General features: G+C 66.1%; 17 protein-coding genes. 9 read left to right on the forward strand and 8 right to left on the reverse strand.

Going from position 1 to position 15191, the window contains the following annotated elements; all coding sequences use genetic code 11:
* The first annotated feature begins 93 nt into the window (after positions 1-93).
* Both ADBZ9O_RS17790 and ADBZ9O_RS17795 read left to right on the forward strand, forming a co-directional pair.
* Positions 94-981, forward strand: coding sequence for an FAD binding domain-containing protein (locus tag ADBZ9O_RS17790; protein ID WP_526524104.1), 888 nt, complete (start codon positions 94-96; stop codon positions 979-981).
* On the forward strand, positions 974-1462 hold the full coding sequence (locus tag ADBZ9O_RS17795) for a (2Fe-2S)-binding protein (protein ID WP_526524106.1): 489 nt from the start codon (positions 974-976) through the stop codon (positions 1460-1462). The genes ADBZ9O_RS17790 and ADBZ9O_RS17795 overlap by 8 nt, the downstream gene beginning before the upstream one ends.
* Here the strand turns inward: ADBZ9O_RS17795 and ADBZ9O_RS17800 are convergent.
* Together ADBZ9O_RS17800 and ADBZ9O_RS17805 are read right to left on the reverse strand one after the other, a co-directional pair.
* A complete protein-coding gene (locus ADBZ9O_RS17800) occupies positions 1435-2079 on the reverse strand; it encodes an SRPBCC family protein (RefSeq protein ID WP_526524108.1) in 645 nt (214 codons plus the stop codon). The two genes, ADBZ9O_RS17795 and ADBZ9O_RS17800, sit on opposite strands and share 28 nt — an antisense overlap.
* A complete protein-coding gene (locus ADBZ9O_RS17805) occupies positions 2079-4421 on the reverse strand; it encodes a xanthine dehydrogenase family protein molybdopterin-binding subunit (protein WP_526524110.1) in 2343 nt (780 codons plus the stop codon). Before ADBZ9O_RS17805 ends, ADBZ9O_RS17800 begins: the two co-directional genes overlap by 1 nt.
* Positions 4422-4493: 72 nt before the next feature.
* Between ADBZ9O_RS17805 and ADBZ9O_RS17810 the strand changes: the two genes are divergently transcribed.
* Entirely contained in the window at positions 4494-4952 is a 459-nt protein-coding gene (locus ADBZ9O_RS17810; RefSeq protein WP_526524112.1) for an SRPBCC family protein, read from the forward strand.
* 142 nt (positions 4953-5094) lie between these two features.
* Here ADBZ9O_RS17810 and ADBZ9O_RS17815 read toward each other — a convergent pair whose 3' ends face one another.
* Positions 5095-5631, reverse strand: coding sequence for a TetR/AcrR family transcriptional regulator (locus ADBZ9O_RS17815; RefSeq protein WP_526524114.1), 537 nt, complete (start codon positions 5629-5631; stop codon positions 5095-5097).
* 214 nt (positions 5632-5845) lie between these two features.
* Here ADBZ9O_RS17815 and ADBZ9O_RS17820 point away from each other — a divergent pair, with 214 nt between their 5' ends.
* The 4 genes from ADBZ9O_RS17820 (at position 5846) to ADBZ9O_RS17835 (ending at position 8059) form a co-directional block, all read left to right on the forward strand.
* A complete protein-coding gene (locus tag ADBZ9O_RS17820) occupies positions 5846-6229 on the forward strand; it encodes an STAS domain-containing protein (protein ID WP_526524116.1) in 384 nt (127 codons plus the stop codon).
* A gap of 32 nt (positions 6230-6261) precedes the next feature.
* Entirely contained in the window at positions 6262-6726 is a 465-nt protein-coding gene (locus ADBZ9O_RS17825) for an ATP-binding protein (protein ID WP_526524118.1), read from the forward strand.
* 173 nt (positions 6727-6899) lie between these two features.
* Positions 6900-7601: a dienelactone hydrolase family protein gene (locus ADBZ9O_RS17830; protein ID WP_526524120.1), complete on the forward strand. Its 702-nt coding sequence runs from the start codon at positions 6900-6902 to the stop codon at positions 7599-7601.
* 104 nt (positions 7602-7705) lie between these two features.
* Positions 7706-8059 (forward strand): VOC family protein, encoded by a 354-nt coding sequence (locus tag ADBZ9O_RS17835; RefSeq protein WP_526524122.1) that lies wholly within the window; start codon positions 7706-7708, stop codon positions 8057-8059.
* 77 nt (positions 8060-8136) lie between these two features.
* Here the strand turns inward: ADBZ9O_RS17835 and ADBZ9O_RS17840 are convergent, their stop codons facing one another.
* A complete protein-coding gene (locus ADBZ9O_RS17840) occupies positions 8137-9093 on the reverse strand; it encodes an ankyrin repeat domain-containing protein (RefSeq protein WP_526524124.1) in 957 nt (318 codons plus the stop codon).
* 45 nt (positions 9094-9138) lie between these two features.
* Entirely contained in the window at positions 9139-9789 is a 651-nt protein-coding gene (locus ADBZ9O_RS17845) for a hypothetical protein (RefSeq protein WP_526524126.1), read from the reverse strand.
* A 60-nt stretch (positions 9790-9849) separates the two neighbouring features.
* Here ADBZ9O_RS17845 and ADBZ9O_RS17850 point away from each other — a divergent pair, with 60 nt between their 5' ends.
* The gene (locus tag ADBZ9O_RS17850; RefSeq protein ID WP_526524128.1) at positions 9850-10731 is read left to right on the forward strand and encodes an SDR family NAD(P)-dependent oxidoreductase; all 882 of its coding nucleotides are present in this window, start codon (positions 9850-9852) and stop codon (positions 10729-10731) included.
* 10 nt (positions 10732-10741) lie between these two features.
* Entirely contained in the window at positions 10742-12061 is a 1320-nt protein-coding gene (locus tag ADBZ9O_RS17855) for an NAD(P)/FAD-dependent oxidoreductase (protein WP_526524130.1), read from the forward strand.
* 154 nt (positions 12062-12215) lie between these two features.
* Here the strand turns inward: ADBZ9O_RS17855 and ADBZ9O_RS17860 are convergent, their stop codons facing one another.
* The 3 genes from ADBZ9O_RS17860 to ADBZ9O_RS17870 form a co-directional block, all read right to left on the reverse strand.
* Positions 12216-12626 carry a hypothetical protein gene (locus ADBZ9O_RS17860; protein ID WP_526524132.1) on the reverse strand — a complete coding sequence of 137 codons (411 nt, stop codon included), beginning with the start codon at positions 12624-12626 and terminating at the stop codon, positions 12216-12218.
* Between the two features lie 141 nt (positions 12627-12767).
* Positions 12768-14258, reverse strand: a complete 1491-nt coding sequence (locus tag ADBZ9O_RS17865) for a serine/threonine-protein kinase (RefSeq protein ID WP_526524134.1) — start codon at positions 14256-14258, stop codon at positions 12768-12770.
* A 54-nt stretch (positions 14259-14312) separates the two neighbouring features.
* Positions 14313-14996 carry a TetR/AcrR family transcriptional regulator gene (locus ADBZ9O_RS17870; RefSeq protein WP_526524136.1) on the reverse strand — a complete coding sequence of 228 codons (684 nt, stop codon included), beginning with the start codon at positions 14994-14996 and terminating at the stop codon, positions 14313-14315.
* Positions 14997-15191: the final 195 nt, after the last annotated feature.

Consider the following 15191-nt stretch of genomic DNA (forward strand, 5'->3'; position numbering starts at 1 on the left):
GTGATCGCCGAGCAGCGTACAACCGTTGGCTGATCGCGGCCCCGAGACGAAACGCGTGCTCTAAACTGAGCGAGTGCACAGCATAGGTCTCACATGAAGGCAGCCCCCTTCGCCTACCACCGCCCCGACACCGTCGACGAAATCACCGAAACGCTCGCCTACTACGGCGACGACGGCAAGATCCTGGCCGGCGGACAGAGCCTGGCCGCGCTTTTGGCCATGCGGTTGACCCATTTCGAGAACCTCATCGATATCTCCACGGTCGCCGAACTCAAGGGTGTCCAGATCCGTGACAACACCGTCTGGGTCAAGGCGGCCACCACCCATTCCGCGGTGGGCCGAGACGCCGCTATCGCCGGCGCGGTACCGCTGCTGACGCGCGTCACGCCCCATATCGGGCATTTTCAGATCCGCAACCGCGGCACCCTGGGCGGCGCCGTCGCGCACGGAGATCCGGCGGGGGAGTTCCCGACCGTCGCCCTGACCCTGGACGCCGAGATCGAGGCGGCATCCTCGGCGGGTACTCGGCGGATACCGGCGAGTGACTTCTTCACCGGGCTATGGGAGACGTCGCTGGCACCCGGTGAGGTCCTGACCGCCGTCGGCTTCCCGATCTGGGGTGCGCGCAGCGGTTTCGGCTTCCACGAATTCGCCCGGCGCCACGGTGATTTCGCGATCGCCGGCGCGACGGTGGCGGTCCAGATCGACGCCGAGGACCGGGTCACCCGCTGCGGTATCGGGTTGCTGGGTCTGGGGTCGACGCCGCTGCGCGGCACCCCGGCCGAAACCGCAGTGCTCGGCCGCACTGTCGCCGAGATCGACGCGGGTGAGATCGGTGCCCTGGCGATGAGCGAACTCGCCGAGGTGCCCAGTGATCTGCAGGGTTCGGCCACATACCGTAAACGGGTCGGCGCGGCGATGGTTGCCCGCGCGCTGAGCGATGCCGTCACCGAAGCACAAGGAGGGGCGACTGATGCATGAGCTGCCGATCGACATGACCGTCAACGGCCGACCGTTTGAGGGGGCGGTTGAACCGAGGATGACGCTGGCCGATTTCCTGCGTGAGCGCTGCGGCCTGACCGGCACCCACCTGGGCTGCGAGCACGGGGCGTGCGGCGCGTGCACGGTGCTGCTCAACGGTGACGCCGTGCGGTCGTGCCTGATCTTCGCGGTGCAGGCGCACGGCACGGAGATCGACACCGTCGAGGGTGTGGCATCACCCGACGGTGAGCTGTCGGCTGTGCAGGCCGCCATGCGTGACTGTCACGGCCTCCAATGCGGTTTCTGTACACCGGGATTCGTCATGTCGATCACGGCGCTATTGCGCGATAACCCGCAGCCCACCGACACCGAGATCCGCGAGGGCCTGTCCGGGAACTTCTGCCGGTGCACCGGGTATCAGGGAATTGTCGACGCGGTGCACCAGGCCGCCGGTCAGTTGGCGGGTAACAGCACCACGTAGTGCTTACGAGGTCCGGCCAGCAGGCGGCCGACGATGAGCCCGACGATCAGGCCGCCGACCACCGGTAGCGCCCGCTTCGCCAGGGGAGCGGCGATAACCGACAGCAGGTTCAGATCGACTGCGGCGGCCTCCTCGGGGGCCGTCGCAGGCGCGCTGAAAGTGGCGGTGGCAGTGGTGCTTTGCAGATCAGCTTCCAGGCGCTGGGCGAACTGACCGATCAGCTTGCTCGACACATCGGCCAGCACCCCCCGGCCGAACTGGGCCGCCTTTCCGGAGATGGTCAGGTCGGTGGTCAACAAACAGGTCGTCGCGTCCCCCTCGTCTTTGAGTTCGAGCGTGACCACCGCGGCGGCGTTGCCCTGGCCGCGGGTCTCCTTGCCGAGGGCTTTGATGACCGCTCGCCGTGCTGCGGCGTCCTTCTCCTGGAACGACGCCTCACCCTGGTAGGCCACCGAGATCGGTCCGACCTTGACCTTGACCGCGCCGGTGAACTCGTCGCCGTCCACGCTGAGCAGTTGCGCGCCGGGTATGCACGGCGCGATCCGCTCGACGTCGGTCAGCACCTCCCAGGCCTGGGTGATCGGCACCGGAACCCGAAATTCATTGACCAACTGCACTATTGCTGTTCCTTCTGCTGTTGCTGGGCCGCCTCGATAAGGCCGATGATCGTCGATGGACTGGCTGGCAGCTGGGTCACGGTGACACCCAGCGGGGCCAGCGCGTCGTTGATGGCATTGATGACGGCCGGCGTCGAACCGATCGCGCCGCCCTCGCCAGCACCCTTGTAGCCGCCGACGCCGGGACCCGGGATTTCGACGTGACCGAATTCGATCGGCGGCACCTCGCTGGCGGTCGGCAATAGATAGTCGACGAACGTCGAGGACAACGGATTACCGTCGGCGTCATACGCCAGCGATTCCAGCAGCGCGCCGCCGATGCCCTGCACAGTGCCGCCGGCCACCTGACCCTCGACCACGTTGGGGTTGATCATCGGGCCGACATCCTCGCTGACGATGTAACGGGTCAGCGTGACCTGGCCGGTGTCGATATCCACCTCGCAGGTACAGGCGTGAGTGGCGTTGGCCCAGTGGATCATCGAGGTGGGCGGTGACGCGAACCGTGCCGTCGACTCCAACAGTGCCGAGGTCCCCGGCGGCAACTGCTGCGGCTCATAGTGGGCGCGGTACGCCAGATCGGCGAAGCTGACCGACTTCTCGGGATCGTCTTTCACCGAAGCTCTGGACCCCCACAGCTCGATATCGCCGGACTCCACGCCGAGGCGGGCGGCGGCCATCGCGATGAGCTGTTTGCGCAGGATCATGCCGGCCTCGTTGACAGCGCCCGCAGTCATCGGGGCACTGCGGCTGCCCTGGGTGCCCGCGCCGTACGGGGTGACGGCGGTATCGCCCTGGATGGTGGACACGTCGTCGATATCGGCGCCCAGCACGTCCGCGGTCAGCTGCACGACCGTCGTCTCCAGGCTGTTCCCCGACGAGCCACCGTTGACGTAAACGTTGATCTTGCCGGTCGGCTCCATCCGCATGGTGCAGCCCTCGGTGGCCAGGTGGCCGGTCGCGGCGCCGGTGGGTTCGATATAGGCCGAGAAGCCCAGGCCGAGGTAGCGGCCCTGGGCCAGCGCCTCGGCCTGTTCCTTCCGAAAACCCTCGTGGTCAAGGATTTTCACGGCCTGTTCGAAGGTGTCCGCGGGCGCGACATGGTCATAGGGCATGCCGTTGGGGTTGACGAACGGCATCTCGTCACCGCGCAGGATGTTGATCCGTCGCAGCTCGACGGGATCCATGCCCATCTGGCGCGCGGCGATATCGAGCAGGATCTCCCGCGACAGTGTCTCGTACTGCCACGGCCCGCGATAGGCATGCAGCCCAGCGGTATTGGAGAACACCGTCTGATAGGCGAAGCTCGCCTTCGGGACTCGGTAGGGCCCGGGGAAGAACATGCCGATGGCCGCGGTGGTCAACACCGGGTACGGCGTGGGGTAGGCGCCGATGTCCTGCACGAAGTCGATATCGGCGGCCAGGATCTTGCCGTCGTCGTCGAAGGCCATCCGGACGTTGCCGTCGACGTGGCGGGACTGCCCGGCCGACATCAGGTTCTCGCGGCGGTCCTCGATCCACTTCAGCGCGCCGGGCACCTTGCGGGCGGCCAACATGATGCACATGTCTTCGCGCATCGGGACAACCTTCTGGCCGAAGCCACCGCCGGTGTCCCGCATAATCACCCGGACCTTCTGCGCGGACAGGCCGAGCAGTCGGGCGCAGAACGCGCGCAGTTCGTGCGGTGTCTGGGTGGAGGCCCACAGGGTGAGCTCACCGGAGGACTTCTCCCATTCGACGACCAGACCGCGGGTTTCGATCGGCACCGGCACATACATCTGCTGGTAGACGTGGGCGTGCGCGACGTGCGCGGCGGCGGCGAAGAGCTCCTCATCCGGCGGCATCCCGGCCAACCCGCCGGCGACGTTGTCCGGATAGGCCTCGTGCACGCTGACGCCGGCGGTGGCGGCTTTGGTGAAATCCGCCAGTGCGGGCAGCGGCTCGTAGTCGACGTCAATGCGTTCCAGGGCGTCCTCGGCGAGGTAGCGGCTCTCGGCGATCACCAAGGCGATCGGATCGCCGACGAACTTGACCTCCCCTTCGGCCAGCGGCGGACGCGGGGTGTCGGCGACGTCCCTGCCGGTGACGGCGTGCCAGGCCTCTTTGGCCTCAGGGTTGAGATCGGCTGCGGTCAGCACCGCATGCACACCGGGCATCGCCAGCGCCTTGCTGGCGTCGATGCCGTTGAGTTTCGCCCTGGCGTACTGGCTGCGCAGGAAGCAGGCGTGCCACATACCGGGCCGCATGATGTCGTCGACGAAGGTGCCGTGGCCGGTCAACAGCCGGGTGTCCTCGATCCGCGGCATCCGGGTACCTGCGTAGCGAGCGGTGACCGTCTCCGTCATGTGGTGATCTCCCATCCGTCGACCGCAGCAATGCTAAGCGATCGCACAGCAGCACAGTACTAGGTTGAACGCGTGAGCCTGTGGATCGCCGTCACCGAACGCACCGTTGCCGACACCGTGCCCGCCGCACCTGCCGATGTCCGGGCCTTCTACCTCGACCTCGACAACATCAAGGCGGTGCACCCGCTGGTGGTGGCGGTGGAGACGGTCTCCCGATCAGAGACGCCGATGGGTTATGTGCAGACCTACCGCGTGCGCGACCGGATCCCGCTCGGCCCGCTGACGCTGCCGATCACCTACGAGGCCACCTTGACCGTGCCCGTCACCGGTGATGTGCTGGCCGATTCCCGGCAGTTCCCGCAGGTCCGACTGCATACCGTGGTGTCGTTCGAACCCGCGGGGACCGGCGGGACCGAGGTGACCGAACGGATGCGGATCAGTGCGCCGCGACCGTTGTTCACCACGACGGTGCGCCAGGCAGTGGCGGCGCATCGGGCGATGCTGGCGGGTATTCGCGACCGGTTCAGCTGACAGGTTGTGCCGTTGGGCGCCGGAAGGCCCGGGAGGCCGGTGCGAATTGCCCGCATCTGAGCGAAAGGCGATGGGGTGGCTGCGTCGGATTCGCTCAGATGCGGGCAGAAAGCACCCTGACTCGGCGCGGTGACGGCGGGCGCTACCGGTCGCGCAGGCCCACCGCGTGGCGGAGCTGGGCGAGAAACTGGTCGGCGTCGTCGCTGCGTACGACGTAATGCGCGACCGCCACCCGTACCGCGGCTGCCGCCGCCACCGAACCCTTGGCCCCCGGGATCAGCTGTTCGAGCCGCGCCCGCATGGTCGGGATCACCACCGCGAGCCGCCCGATCACATGTCCCGGTTCGATATCGATCATCCGCACACCCGAATAGGACTGCTGGTAGTCGACAATAAATTGCAATGCGGCGTCGAGCCTTTCCGCACCGCGCAAGCCCGCGGTTTTGGCGTTGATACCGCTGTCGAACATATGCGTCTCCCAGTGACCGAACGCGTCGAGGAGTTCTTTTTTGGACCCGAACCAGCGGTAGAGCGTCGGCCGCGATACGCCGGCCTGCAGCGCGACGTCAGACAGGCTCAGCTTCGTCGTCCCGCTCCGGCCGAGAACCTCCGCGGTGGCGGCCAGGATTCGTTCGCGGGTGGAGGGATCGGTATCGCTCCCGGAACCAGGCTCAAGCACATTGCCAGCTTTACAGACCCGCCGCCGAGTGTCACTCGGTTGGCGAAACGACTGGCGGAGCCGTCGCGGTGCTGCGGGCGGAATCGTTCGCCCGGGGTATCTGGGATAGCCTTGCAATAGCGCAATTAGTAGTCCTTGCCGGGTTCAGCAACAGCCTTGTGAGTAGGACGCATGTCGCCGGTCAGTCCGGTTGACGTGCAATGAGAGGTGAATCTTGACTGAGCAATCTGATGTCGCCAACGGAGCTGCCAATTCGGCCGCGTGTGTCATCGGTGAAGAGTGGTTCGGTCGCGTCGCAATTCTGGCCGTTTCCGGTGTCGTCGACATGTTGACCGCCCCCACTCTGGAGGATGCGATCAGCACGGCGCTCGGCAAGACGCCCACGGCACTTGTCATTGATTTGACCGACGTGGAGTTCCTTGCATCGGCAGGGATGGGCGTCTTGGTCGGTGCCCATGACCAGGCATCGCCGGAGGTCAAGTTCGCGGTGGTGGCCGACGGACCGGTGACAAGTCGGCCGCTGAAGCTGGTCGGTATCGCCGATATTGTCAGCCTGTATGCGACCCGTGACGAAGCCTTGTCCGCCTTGGGTGCATAAACCACAGCTGACGGGGTAGCCCCCTAGCTGTTATGAGACATTCCCAGCTCCCCGCAGCAGCCCGTTTTGAGTGGGTGATCGACACCGACCCGTATTCGGTGTCCCAGACGCGGAAAGACTTGGGACATTGGCTGCAGTGCCAGTGTGATCTGGATTCGGTGCGCCAGAACGATGTCGTGCTCGCTGTGTACGAAGCGCTGGCCAACGCCGCTGAGTACGCGTACCTCTCGGCCGACACACCCGGTCCCATCACCCTGACCGCCGAACATGATCCCGCCCACTTGGCCTTGACGCTCATCGTCGCTGACCGGGGTCGGTGGCGAGAAAATACTCCTGCGCAGCGGATGCGTACGGGTGGGCGCGGCATACCACTGATTCAGTTATTGGCCGACAGCGCCAGCATCGACACCTCGAAGCGCGGCACGACCGTCCGGATGGTCTTCGAGGATGTGTCGAACCCCTCGAAGCGCAACGGCGCCAAGGTAACGTCGCACTAGAACCACAAAACCGCCGGCACATCAGTGCCGGCGGCCAGGGTGTCGGTGCCTGCGTGCGCCTCTCGGCAAGTGGTCGCTCGTGGCGACTGAGGTTGGTACCCGGGGCATGCGAGACACCGACGAGTAATTTAACCACGTTGTGCGACGCAGTATTCCGTCGAAAGGCGCCCGGTATGCCCGAAATCACGTTCGCCGCCCCTGCGGGTCCGCTGCCCGGATATCAGGCCGAACCGGCGGGCTCTGGGCCATGGCCGGGTGTCGTCGTCGTCCATGACGCATTCGGCCTGACAGGAGATGTCAAACGCATCTCTGACCGGTTGGCCGCGGCCGGCTATCTGACGGTGGCGCCCGCGCTGTATCGGCGCGGGAACCGGGCGCGCTGTGTTGTCAGCACGTTTCGTACATTGGCGTCCGGTTCGGGCGCGGCGATCGACGATATCGTCGCCGCCCGCGACCATGTCGCTGCGGATCCACGCTGCAGCGGCAAGGTGGGCATCATCGGCTTCTGTATGGGCGGCGGCTTCGCGCTGCAACTCGCACCCGGCGGCGCCTTCGACGCGGCGGCCCCCAATTACGGAAACTGGCCCAAGGACACCGATCGGCTACGGCAGTCCTGCCCGACGGTCGCCAGTTACGGGGCCAAGGACCGAATGCTGCCGGGTGCGGCGGCCAAGCTGGAGCGAATCCTCACCGAGGGTGACGTTGCGCATGACGTCAAGGAGTATCCGGGCGTCGGTCACTCGTTCATGAACGATTTCGGCACCCCGGCACCGCTCCAATTCATCGTCAATGCAGCCGGATTCCTGTATTCCGAGCCGGAGGCCGAGGATGCCTGGCGGCGCATCCTGGCCTTCTTCGGCGAGCACCTGGCCTGACCTGACTTTCGTTCAACACGTGCCGGGCGCCTCGTCCTGCACCAGGTCGGCGCGAGTTCAGTACAGTTCTGTGCGGCGAAGTGACGTTGCCTGAGGAGGCACCTGTGAGCGACCATGAAGTCAAGATGATCATCCTGTCGACCGACGACCTGGACGAGTCGATCCGGTTCTACAGCGAGAACCTGGGAATGACACTGAAGTTCCGTGACGGAGCTCATTTTGCCGCACTCGACGGGGGACCGGTGACACTCGCGTTGGCGACCGCCGTGGACCACCCCATCCCCGGTCAGGTTGTCGTCGGGATCAAGACCGCTGATGTCGACGCGGCAGCCAAAGCCATCGAAGCCAGCGGCGGCGGCATCGTCAAGGGGCCCTATGACGATGCCCACGAACGCCGCGCGGTTGTCTACGACAACAAGGGCAACGGCTTGGTGTTCTATAGCCCGTTGGCGCGATAGCGAAGCCGGGTCCGCGGCATTCCCGTTGTCCCGCAAAATGTTTGGAACAGCTCACCTGCGGCCAACGTCTCACATGCCTACCGCAGCGCGGCTTGCACCGCCGCGTCGCCGACGCCGGCGGCCAACCGGTGGTGGTGATCGGTTACCTCGGCCCCGCCCACCCGAAGGATCTCCGCGACGGCGGCGACGTCGGCCGCTCGATACCCGGCGAAGCGCGAGCCGACCACCCACCAGGACAGCAGCGAATCCAGCCCGCGTGCCGCATCGGCGCCCAGTTCGACCAGTGCCGCGACCGTCGCGGGCAGCACCCGCCGGGCTGCGGTGTCGATCGGCTGCGCGCCGTCGAACATCACGGCATCGACTTCAGCACCGGCGGCCACGAGGGCACGGACCAGATCCGGGTCGTCGATATCCTCACCGACCACATGCAGGGGCGTCGCGCCGTCGGAATCCCGCACTGATGGATCCACCCCTCGTCGCAGTGCATGGCGCAGCGCCGCGCTGCGCCCGCGCCGGGCGATCTCGTGCATGATCGTGGTGAATATCGTTCCCCGTGCCGTCAATTCGATCCGCCGCTCGGGATCTGCGCCCGCGTCGATCAACGTGACCGGGGTGAGCGTCGAGAGCGAGCGCACCGCGTACCACAGGGGGGACGCGCCGCAGCGGTCGAGCGGGTCGGGGTCGATCCCGGTGGCCAGCAACCCGGCCAGGGTGGAGCTGCCTAGCCGCGCCCGGTCGAACAGATCCGCCACGGCGGGCGGTAGAGGTTCGATCCACGCGGGCGGCTCGACATCGAGGGCGTCGATGACGCGCAGGACGCCGTCGCGTTTATCGCCGAGGTCATACCAGGGCCATGGCCCGGCGCCTCTGGCGATGAAATCGTCGACGGAAACTCGGGATTCCGAGGTGAAGGTGCTGCCGTCGTCGTCGTAGCTCGTCACAAAGACCAGGGCGTCTCCCTCGCGCGCTACCGCCCTGTCCAGGGACACCGCCACGCTCGACCAGCCGTCCTGGTATCGCGTGAGCTCGACCACCTCTCTATCATCGCGGTGGCGGCCGGAAATCTGGTGAACGACCCGCTATTTCCTTCGCTGTCCGACGATCTCACCCAGGAGGTCTTCCAGGTGTGCGCGGGTGATCTCCACGCGCCACTGTGGCAGTACAGCGCGCACCCGCAACAACTCCGGCTCGAATTCGACATCGGTCAGTGCCAGGCCGTGGGGAAGCGGCGGCAGATTCACCCGGTACGCGGGCGTTCGGGCCGGCAGTCGCCAGCGCCGGCCGAACGTCAGCGCTCGCGCCGTGACCGACAGCGCCGCCCCGTCGAGAGCGGCGTCAACCTCCAGGTGTCCGATCGTCGGGCGACGGGCCCAGTGCAGTCGGGCCACGCCGTCGGCGCCGACCCGCCCGGTCAGCCGGGGCGCCACCAGCAGGAACAGATGCTGAAGCGCGGAGGTCGGTACGTCAAGAGATATCTCGACCGGCGCCGCTACGATCTGGCCCGCGGGGGTCAGCCGCACATTGTGTAAGACCACGGTGGCCCGTTCGAATGTGCTTGTCTGCCAAGTGATATCCGTCGCGTGCAGGCGCACGTCAGACAGGGCGCCGACGGCGAGGCGGCGGATGTCGAGCCGCGATTCGACATCGGTGACCGTCATGGCGATATCGCCGGAATCCAGCCGCAGGGTCAAAGCGCGGCCGACGACCAACCGACGGATCGTCAGGAGCATGCCCACCCCAATTCCCGCAATGGCACTATGCCAATCTAAGTCCAACGGTGAGGGAGTGACGTGACGGATCAGCTTTTGGCAGGTCGCGGGGCTGTGGTGGTCGGGGGCAGTCGCGGGGTCGGTCGCGCGGTCGCCACGCTGCTGGCCGACCTCGGCGCGGGGGTGGTGGTCAACGGCCGCGATGATGCCGCGGTTGCCGAGACGGTCTCGGCCATCACCGCCGCAGGGCAACGCAGTACCGGGTTTGCGGGCTCACCGACCGATGAGGCGACGGCCCATGCCCTGATCAACGCGTGCGTCGATACCTATGACCGCATCGACATCCTGGTGAACTGCGCGGGTATCCCGGAACCTGCCGGGTCCTCGATCCTGACGGTGACGACCGAGGACTTCCTGGAACTGCTGGACAGCCACCTGATGACCGCATTCCACACCTGCCGCGCGGCGGCACCGCTGATGGTCGCTCAGGGGTCCGGGGCCATCGTCAACACCAGCTCGTTCGCCTTCCTCGGCGATTACGGCGGCACGGGTTACCCGGCGGGTAAAGGCGCCGTCAACGGCTTGACGATGGCGATCGCCGCCGAACTCAAAGAGCACGGTGTGCGTGCCAACGTCGTCTGCCCGGGGGCCAAGACCCGGTTGTCGACGGGACCGGATTTCGAGGAGCAGATGGCGGATCTCAATCGTCGTGGACTCCTTGACGACGTGTCGACCCAAGGTGCCCTCGATGCCCCGCCGCCGGAGTATGTCGCGCCGCTCTACGCCTACCTGGTCAGCGATCTCGCTGCCGAGGTGACCGGGCAGATTCTCATCGGCGCAGGAGGTTTCGTCGGCCGCTTCGAGAAGCCGACACCGGGATTCCTCGGCTACCGAGACCACCACGACGCGCCACCGTGGACCCTGTCCGAGCTGCACGCGATGATCGCCGGCGGGCCTCCGTAGACTCACCACGATGACATCTGTGGTGATCGTCGGCAGCGGTTTCACCGGTTTCGAATGTGCCCGCCAGCTGGCCCGCATACTGCGCACACACGGTATCGCTGCCCACGGCATCGAGATCACCATCATCTCGCCGACCGACTATCTGCTCTACACCCCGCTGCTGCCCGATGTGGCCGGCGGCCTGGTCGACGCACGGTTCGTCACCATCCCGTTGGCGGGCACCCTGACCGGTGTACGAGCCCTGCGGGGCCGTGTCGAGGGTGTCGATTTCGATGCGCGCACAGTCGAATTCGTCGACCCCGAGAAGCGGACGCATACGGTGTCGTGGGATCGCTTGGTGCTGACCCCCGGCTCGGTCACCCGGCTGGCCGACGTGCCGGGCCTGGCCACCCACGCTCGTGGCCTGAAGTCCACCGCCGAAGCCCTCTACCTGCGCGACCATTTCCTCGAGCAGCTGGAGTTGGCGTGTCTCGACGATGACGAGGCCCAAGCCCAGGCGCGCCGCACCGTGGTGGTGGTCGGGGCCTCCTATTCCGGTACCGAGCTCACCGTGCAATTGCGTGCGCTGGCCGACGCGGCGGCGGCCCAGATGGGATTCGCCGCCGACACTGTCGAATTCGTGCTGCTGGACCTGGCGGAGCAGGTGATGCCGGAAGTGGGCCAGAAGCTCGGCGATGCGGCGTCACGGATCCTGCGGGAACGTGGTGTCGACCTGCGGTTGGGTGTGAGCCTTTCCGAAGTGCATGCCGATCATGTAGTGCTGACTGATAATTCACGTGTCGATACGCATACGGTCGCCTGGGTGACCGGTGTGACGGCCGCTCCGCTGATCCAGGCGCTCGGCTTGCCGACCGTGAAAGGCAGGCTCACCGTCGGGCCGGATTTGGCGGTACCTGCTCACCCCGGGGTATTCGCCGCAGGGGACGCCGCTGCGGTACCCGACCTGACCCAGCCGGGCCAGATCACCCCGCCGACCGCTCAGCACGCCACCCGGCAGGGAAAAGTGTTGGCCCGCAACGTCGCCGCCAGCCTCGGCTTCGGCACGGCCAAAGACTACCGACACCGCAACATGGGTTTGGTGGTCGATCTGGGTCCGCGGCACGCCGTGGCGAATCCGCTGAACATCCAACTCAAGGGCTACCCGGCCAAGGTCGTCGCCCGCGCGTATCACCTGTATGCCATCCCGCGGCTGGTGAACCGGTGGGCGGTCTCGCTGGCCTATCTGACCGATGTCTTCTTCGCGCGCTCCGTGGTCTCGATCGGCCTGTCGACGCAGAGCAACGCGAAATTCTCTGCCAGCGAGGGCATCCCGCTACCCGACGCCGACTGATCGACGTCAGAGATAGCCGATGCGGCCGGCGATGAACCGCACCCGCTAGCTGTTGTGGAAGTAGACCACTGCCGTGCCAGCGGAACAGGTCCATCAGTATCGAGGATGCCCGGGGATCCAATGCAGATGCGACGCCGAGACGTCCAAGGGCCTGTCAGCCGACGGGGACCGGGGTCACTGTGACGGTGCCTGCGCCAGGCGTCGGGCGGTTGGGATCGGCGGCCGCACCGGAGGTGGGTACCGAGCCACCCGGGGGCACCAACGAATGGGTATTGGGCGCCTCAGGCATCTCTTGGCCGGGTGCCAGGCTGCAATCCAGAAACAACCACTGCTTTCCATTGCTCAGCGACTTCTGCTGGCTGACGATGCACTGCGTCTGTGGCAACTTGCCGGCGATACTGCCGCCGAAGACGTACCCATAGCCCTGCATTTTCAGGATGGAGACGGCTTTGCCGTAGGTCTGGCTGCGCACATCCGGGGGATTCGCGCTGGCGTTCGCAGCACCGATCACGGCCATCGCGACCGCGGCACTGAGTCCACCGCCCATGAGTACGAGCTTCTTCAAGGCAAAACCTCCGTATGTATCTGCAGTGTGAAGATATCCCAGATGTGACACCTGTGAAACTTCTGACCTATCGCCACGGGTTGGCAAAACGTTTCACACCACTGGTGAACGCCCAGCTCAGAGCATTTTCGATGGTTCCGACTAGGGCGCGGTACCGTGCAAAACCTCTTCGGCGCAGCGCAGTCTGCTGTGCCCGGTCTGCTCCATACAGATCCGCAAGGGTGATTCGTTCTCTGACGGCAGCGGAGCCACCGGCGACGACGTGACCACCGGGTTGACGATCTCGCCTGGCGTCAGCGACCACAGATAACGGCTGGTGTACTGCAGGTTGGCGCAATAGGCCGTCGCGCCGTCGGCGGTGACCCCGGTGGCACCCGCTTCGGCGCAGTCGGCACCGATATTGGCCGTCGCTGCGGCAGTCGTCGTGGGCGTCTGGGTTTCCGTCTCGGTCACGGTGTCGGTATCGGTGGTAGCCGTCGTCGGAGCAGTGGTGGACAGTGTGGTGGCCGGCGGTGGGGGAGCCGAGGTGGTGGGCGTTGTCGTGGTTGATGTGGAGGCGGTGGTCGATTTCGTTGCGGTGGTCGACTCCTCATTGCCCGCGAACTGACCGATCGCGAAGGCCACCGCGGCAACCAACAGGATCGCCAGTACCACCGGCACGACGATCGCGGGCCGCAACCACTTGGGCGTCTTGGGCGCGGCCCCTTGGTGCGCGGCCCGGTGCGAGTGGGTGACGTGGGTGGTCGGTGACAGCCGCGTCTCGTCGACCGCACCGGTGAGCAGGCCGCCGGTCGGCAACCCGACCTGATGGCTCAGGGCGCGGGCGAAATCCGCGCACCGGACGAACCGGTCCGTCGGGTCCTTGGACAGTGCCTTGGTCAAAGCCTCGTCCAGGTGACCCAACTCAGGGTGATGGGTGCTGAGTTTGGGCGGCTGAGCACTGAGGTGCTGGCTGATCACCACCGCCGGATTCGAATGCGCAAAGGGCGGGGAGCCGGTCAGGAGGTGGTAGGCGGTGGCGGCCAGCGCGTACTGATCGGCGCGCCCGTCCAGCGATAACCCCATCAGCTGTTCAGGCGCCGCATACGACACCGTGCCGACCGTCATATTCGTCGCGGTCAACCCGCTGGTGTCATCGTCGCGGCGGGCAATCCCAAAGTCCGCCAACAGAATTCGCTCCTCGCCCGATCCTGGGGTGGAGATCAGGATGTTGGCGGGCTTCACATCGCGGTGCAGCAGATGGCGGTCATGCGCGTAGTCCAATGCATCGGCCACCGCATTGACGATGGTGATGACCTCGGCGGGCGGGAGACCGGCGGGATGGTCGCGCAGCAGGTCGGCAGCGTCGGTGCCCTCGACGTAGTCCATCGCGATCCACAGCTGACCGTCGTACTCGCCACGGTCGTGCACACCGACGATATGCGGGTTCCACAGTCCGGCGGCCAAATCCGCCTCACGCTCGAAGCGCTCCCGGAACTCGGCGTCGGTCGTTACAGCGGCCGGCAGCACCTTGAGCGCATCTTGGCGCGGCAGGCGGGGGTGCGCGGCCAGGTACACCTCACCCATTCCCCCGGCGCCCAGGAGTCGGATGATGGTGTAACCAGCAAAGGTGGCACCTTCGGCCAGCGGCATGACGGGCATCCTACAAGCGCACACCGCAGGTCAGCGCCGGCTCGGCGGTCGGTGTCAACCGACGGGAACGGCCAGGGCGCGATCGGTCGCCGCCTGGAGTGCGGGGATGGCGTCGGTGGGCACCCCGAGCACGCGCATGCACGCATCGGCGATATGTCCCGGCAGCGTCGAGCGTTGCCGGTCCGGATGTGCGGCCCTGATGTTCACCAGCGACTCGACCAGCCGGAACGGCAGGTCCGCGGCATCGTCACTGATCACACCGGCGCCTGGCTGCGCGGCCACTGTGGCCCGGCTCAGCTCCAGATAGTGCAGCCGTAACCGTTCGCGTTCGGCCCAGAACTCGGCCAGGCGCGCTTCCCGCAGCTCGGGCATCAAATAGAGGGCGCCCAGGTTCCACCGGCCGTTGAGCAGCTGCGCACCGTCGAACGCCGCGAGTGCGTGCAGCTTCTCGGCGGCGGTCAACGCCGGATCGGTCGCCGCCAGCTGCGCGACGAAATCCAGCGTCGGGGTCACGGTCTGGTGCAGCAACGCCGACAGGATGTCATCTTTGGTCTTGAAGTAGTGGTAGAGCGACGCCTGGCGCACCCCGACCGCTTCGGCAATTCCCCTGGTTGAGGTGCTGGTATAGCCGCGGGTGGTGAACAGTTCGGCCGCGGCATCCAGTATTTCGTCCCTGGCGCTGATCCCCGGACGTCGCCGGGTGGTCAGCCGCGGCCGGCCGGCCCGAGTCGTCGCCACCATCACATCGTGGCGCAGAAGTGCCAGGAAAAGGAGCCTCCGGCGTTTCTGTCACACGACAGAAACACGGGAGACACATCAGTTACGACAACGCAGTGTTTGGTTACTCCAGCGACACCCACGACGGCTGTCGAATGTGAAAACTGTCAATTGACAGGCTGATGGCTCATCGTTGCGCCCCACTGACCTGCCTAT

Source organism: Mycobacterium sp. (genome assembly GCF_965229105.1).
Classification (GTDB): domain Bacteria; phylum Actinomycetota; class Actinomycetes; order Mycobacteriales; family Mycobacteriaceae; genus Mycobacterium.

Coding starts and splice junctions, on each gene's coding strand:
- ADBZ9O_RS17790 (WP_526524104.1), top strand. CDS start 94: ATGAAGGCAGCCCCCTTCGCCTACCACCGCCCCGACACCGTCGACGAA.
- ADBZ9O_RS17795 (WP_526524106.1), top strand. CDS start 974: ATGCATGAGCTGCCGATCGACATGACCGTCAACGGCCGACCGTTTGAG.
- ADBZ9O_RS17805 (WP_526524110.1), bottom strand. CDS start 4,421: ATGACGGAGACGGTCACCGCTCGCTACGCAGGTACCCGGATGCCGCGG.
- ADBZ9O_RS17825 (WP_526524118.1), top strand. CDS start 6,262: ATGAGACATTCCCAGCTCCCCGCAGCAGCCCGTTTTGAGTGGGTGATC.
- ADBZ9O_RS17830 (WP_526524120.1), top strand. CDS start 6,900: ATGCCCGAAATCACGTTCGCCGCCCCTGCGGGTCCGCTGCCCGGATAT.
- ADBZ9O_RS17845 (WP_526524126.1), bottom strand. CDS start 9,789: ATGCTCCTGACGATCCGTCGGTTGGTCGTCGGCCGCGCTTTGACCCTG.
- ADBZ9O_RS17855 (WP_526524130.1), top strand. CDS start 10,742: ATGACATCTGTGGTGATCGTCGGCAGCGGTTTCACCGGTTTCGAATGT.
- ADBZ9O_RS17865 (WP_526524134.1), bottom strand. CDS start 14,258: ATGCCGCTGGCCGAAGGTGCCACCTTTGCTGGTTACACCATCATCCGA.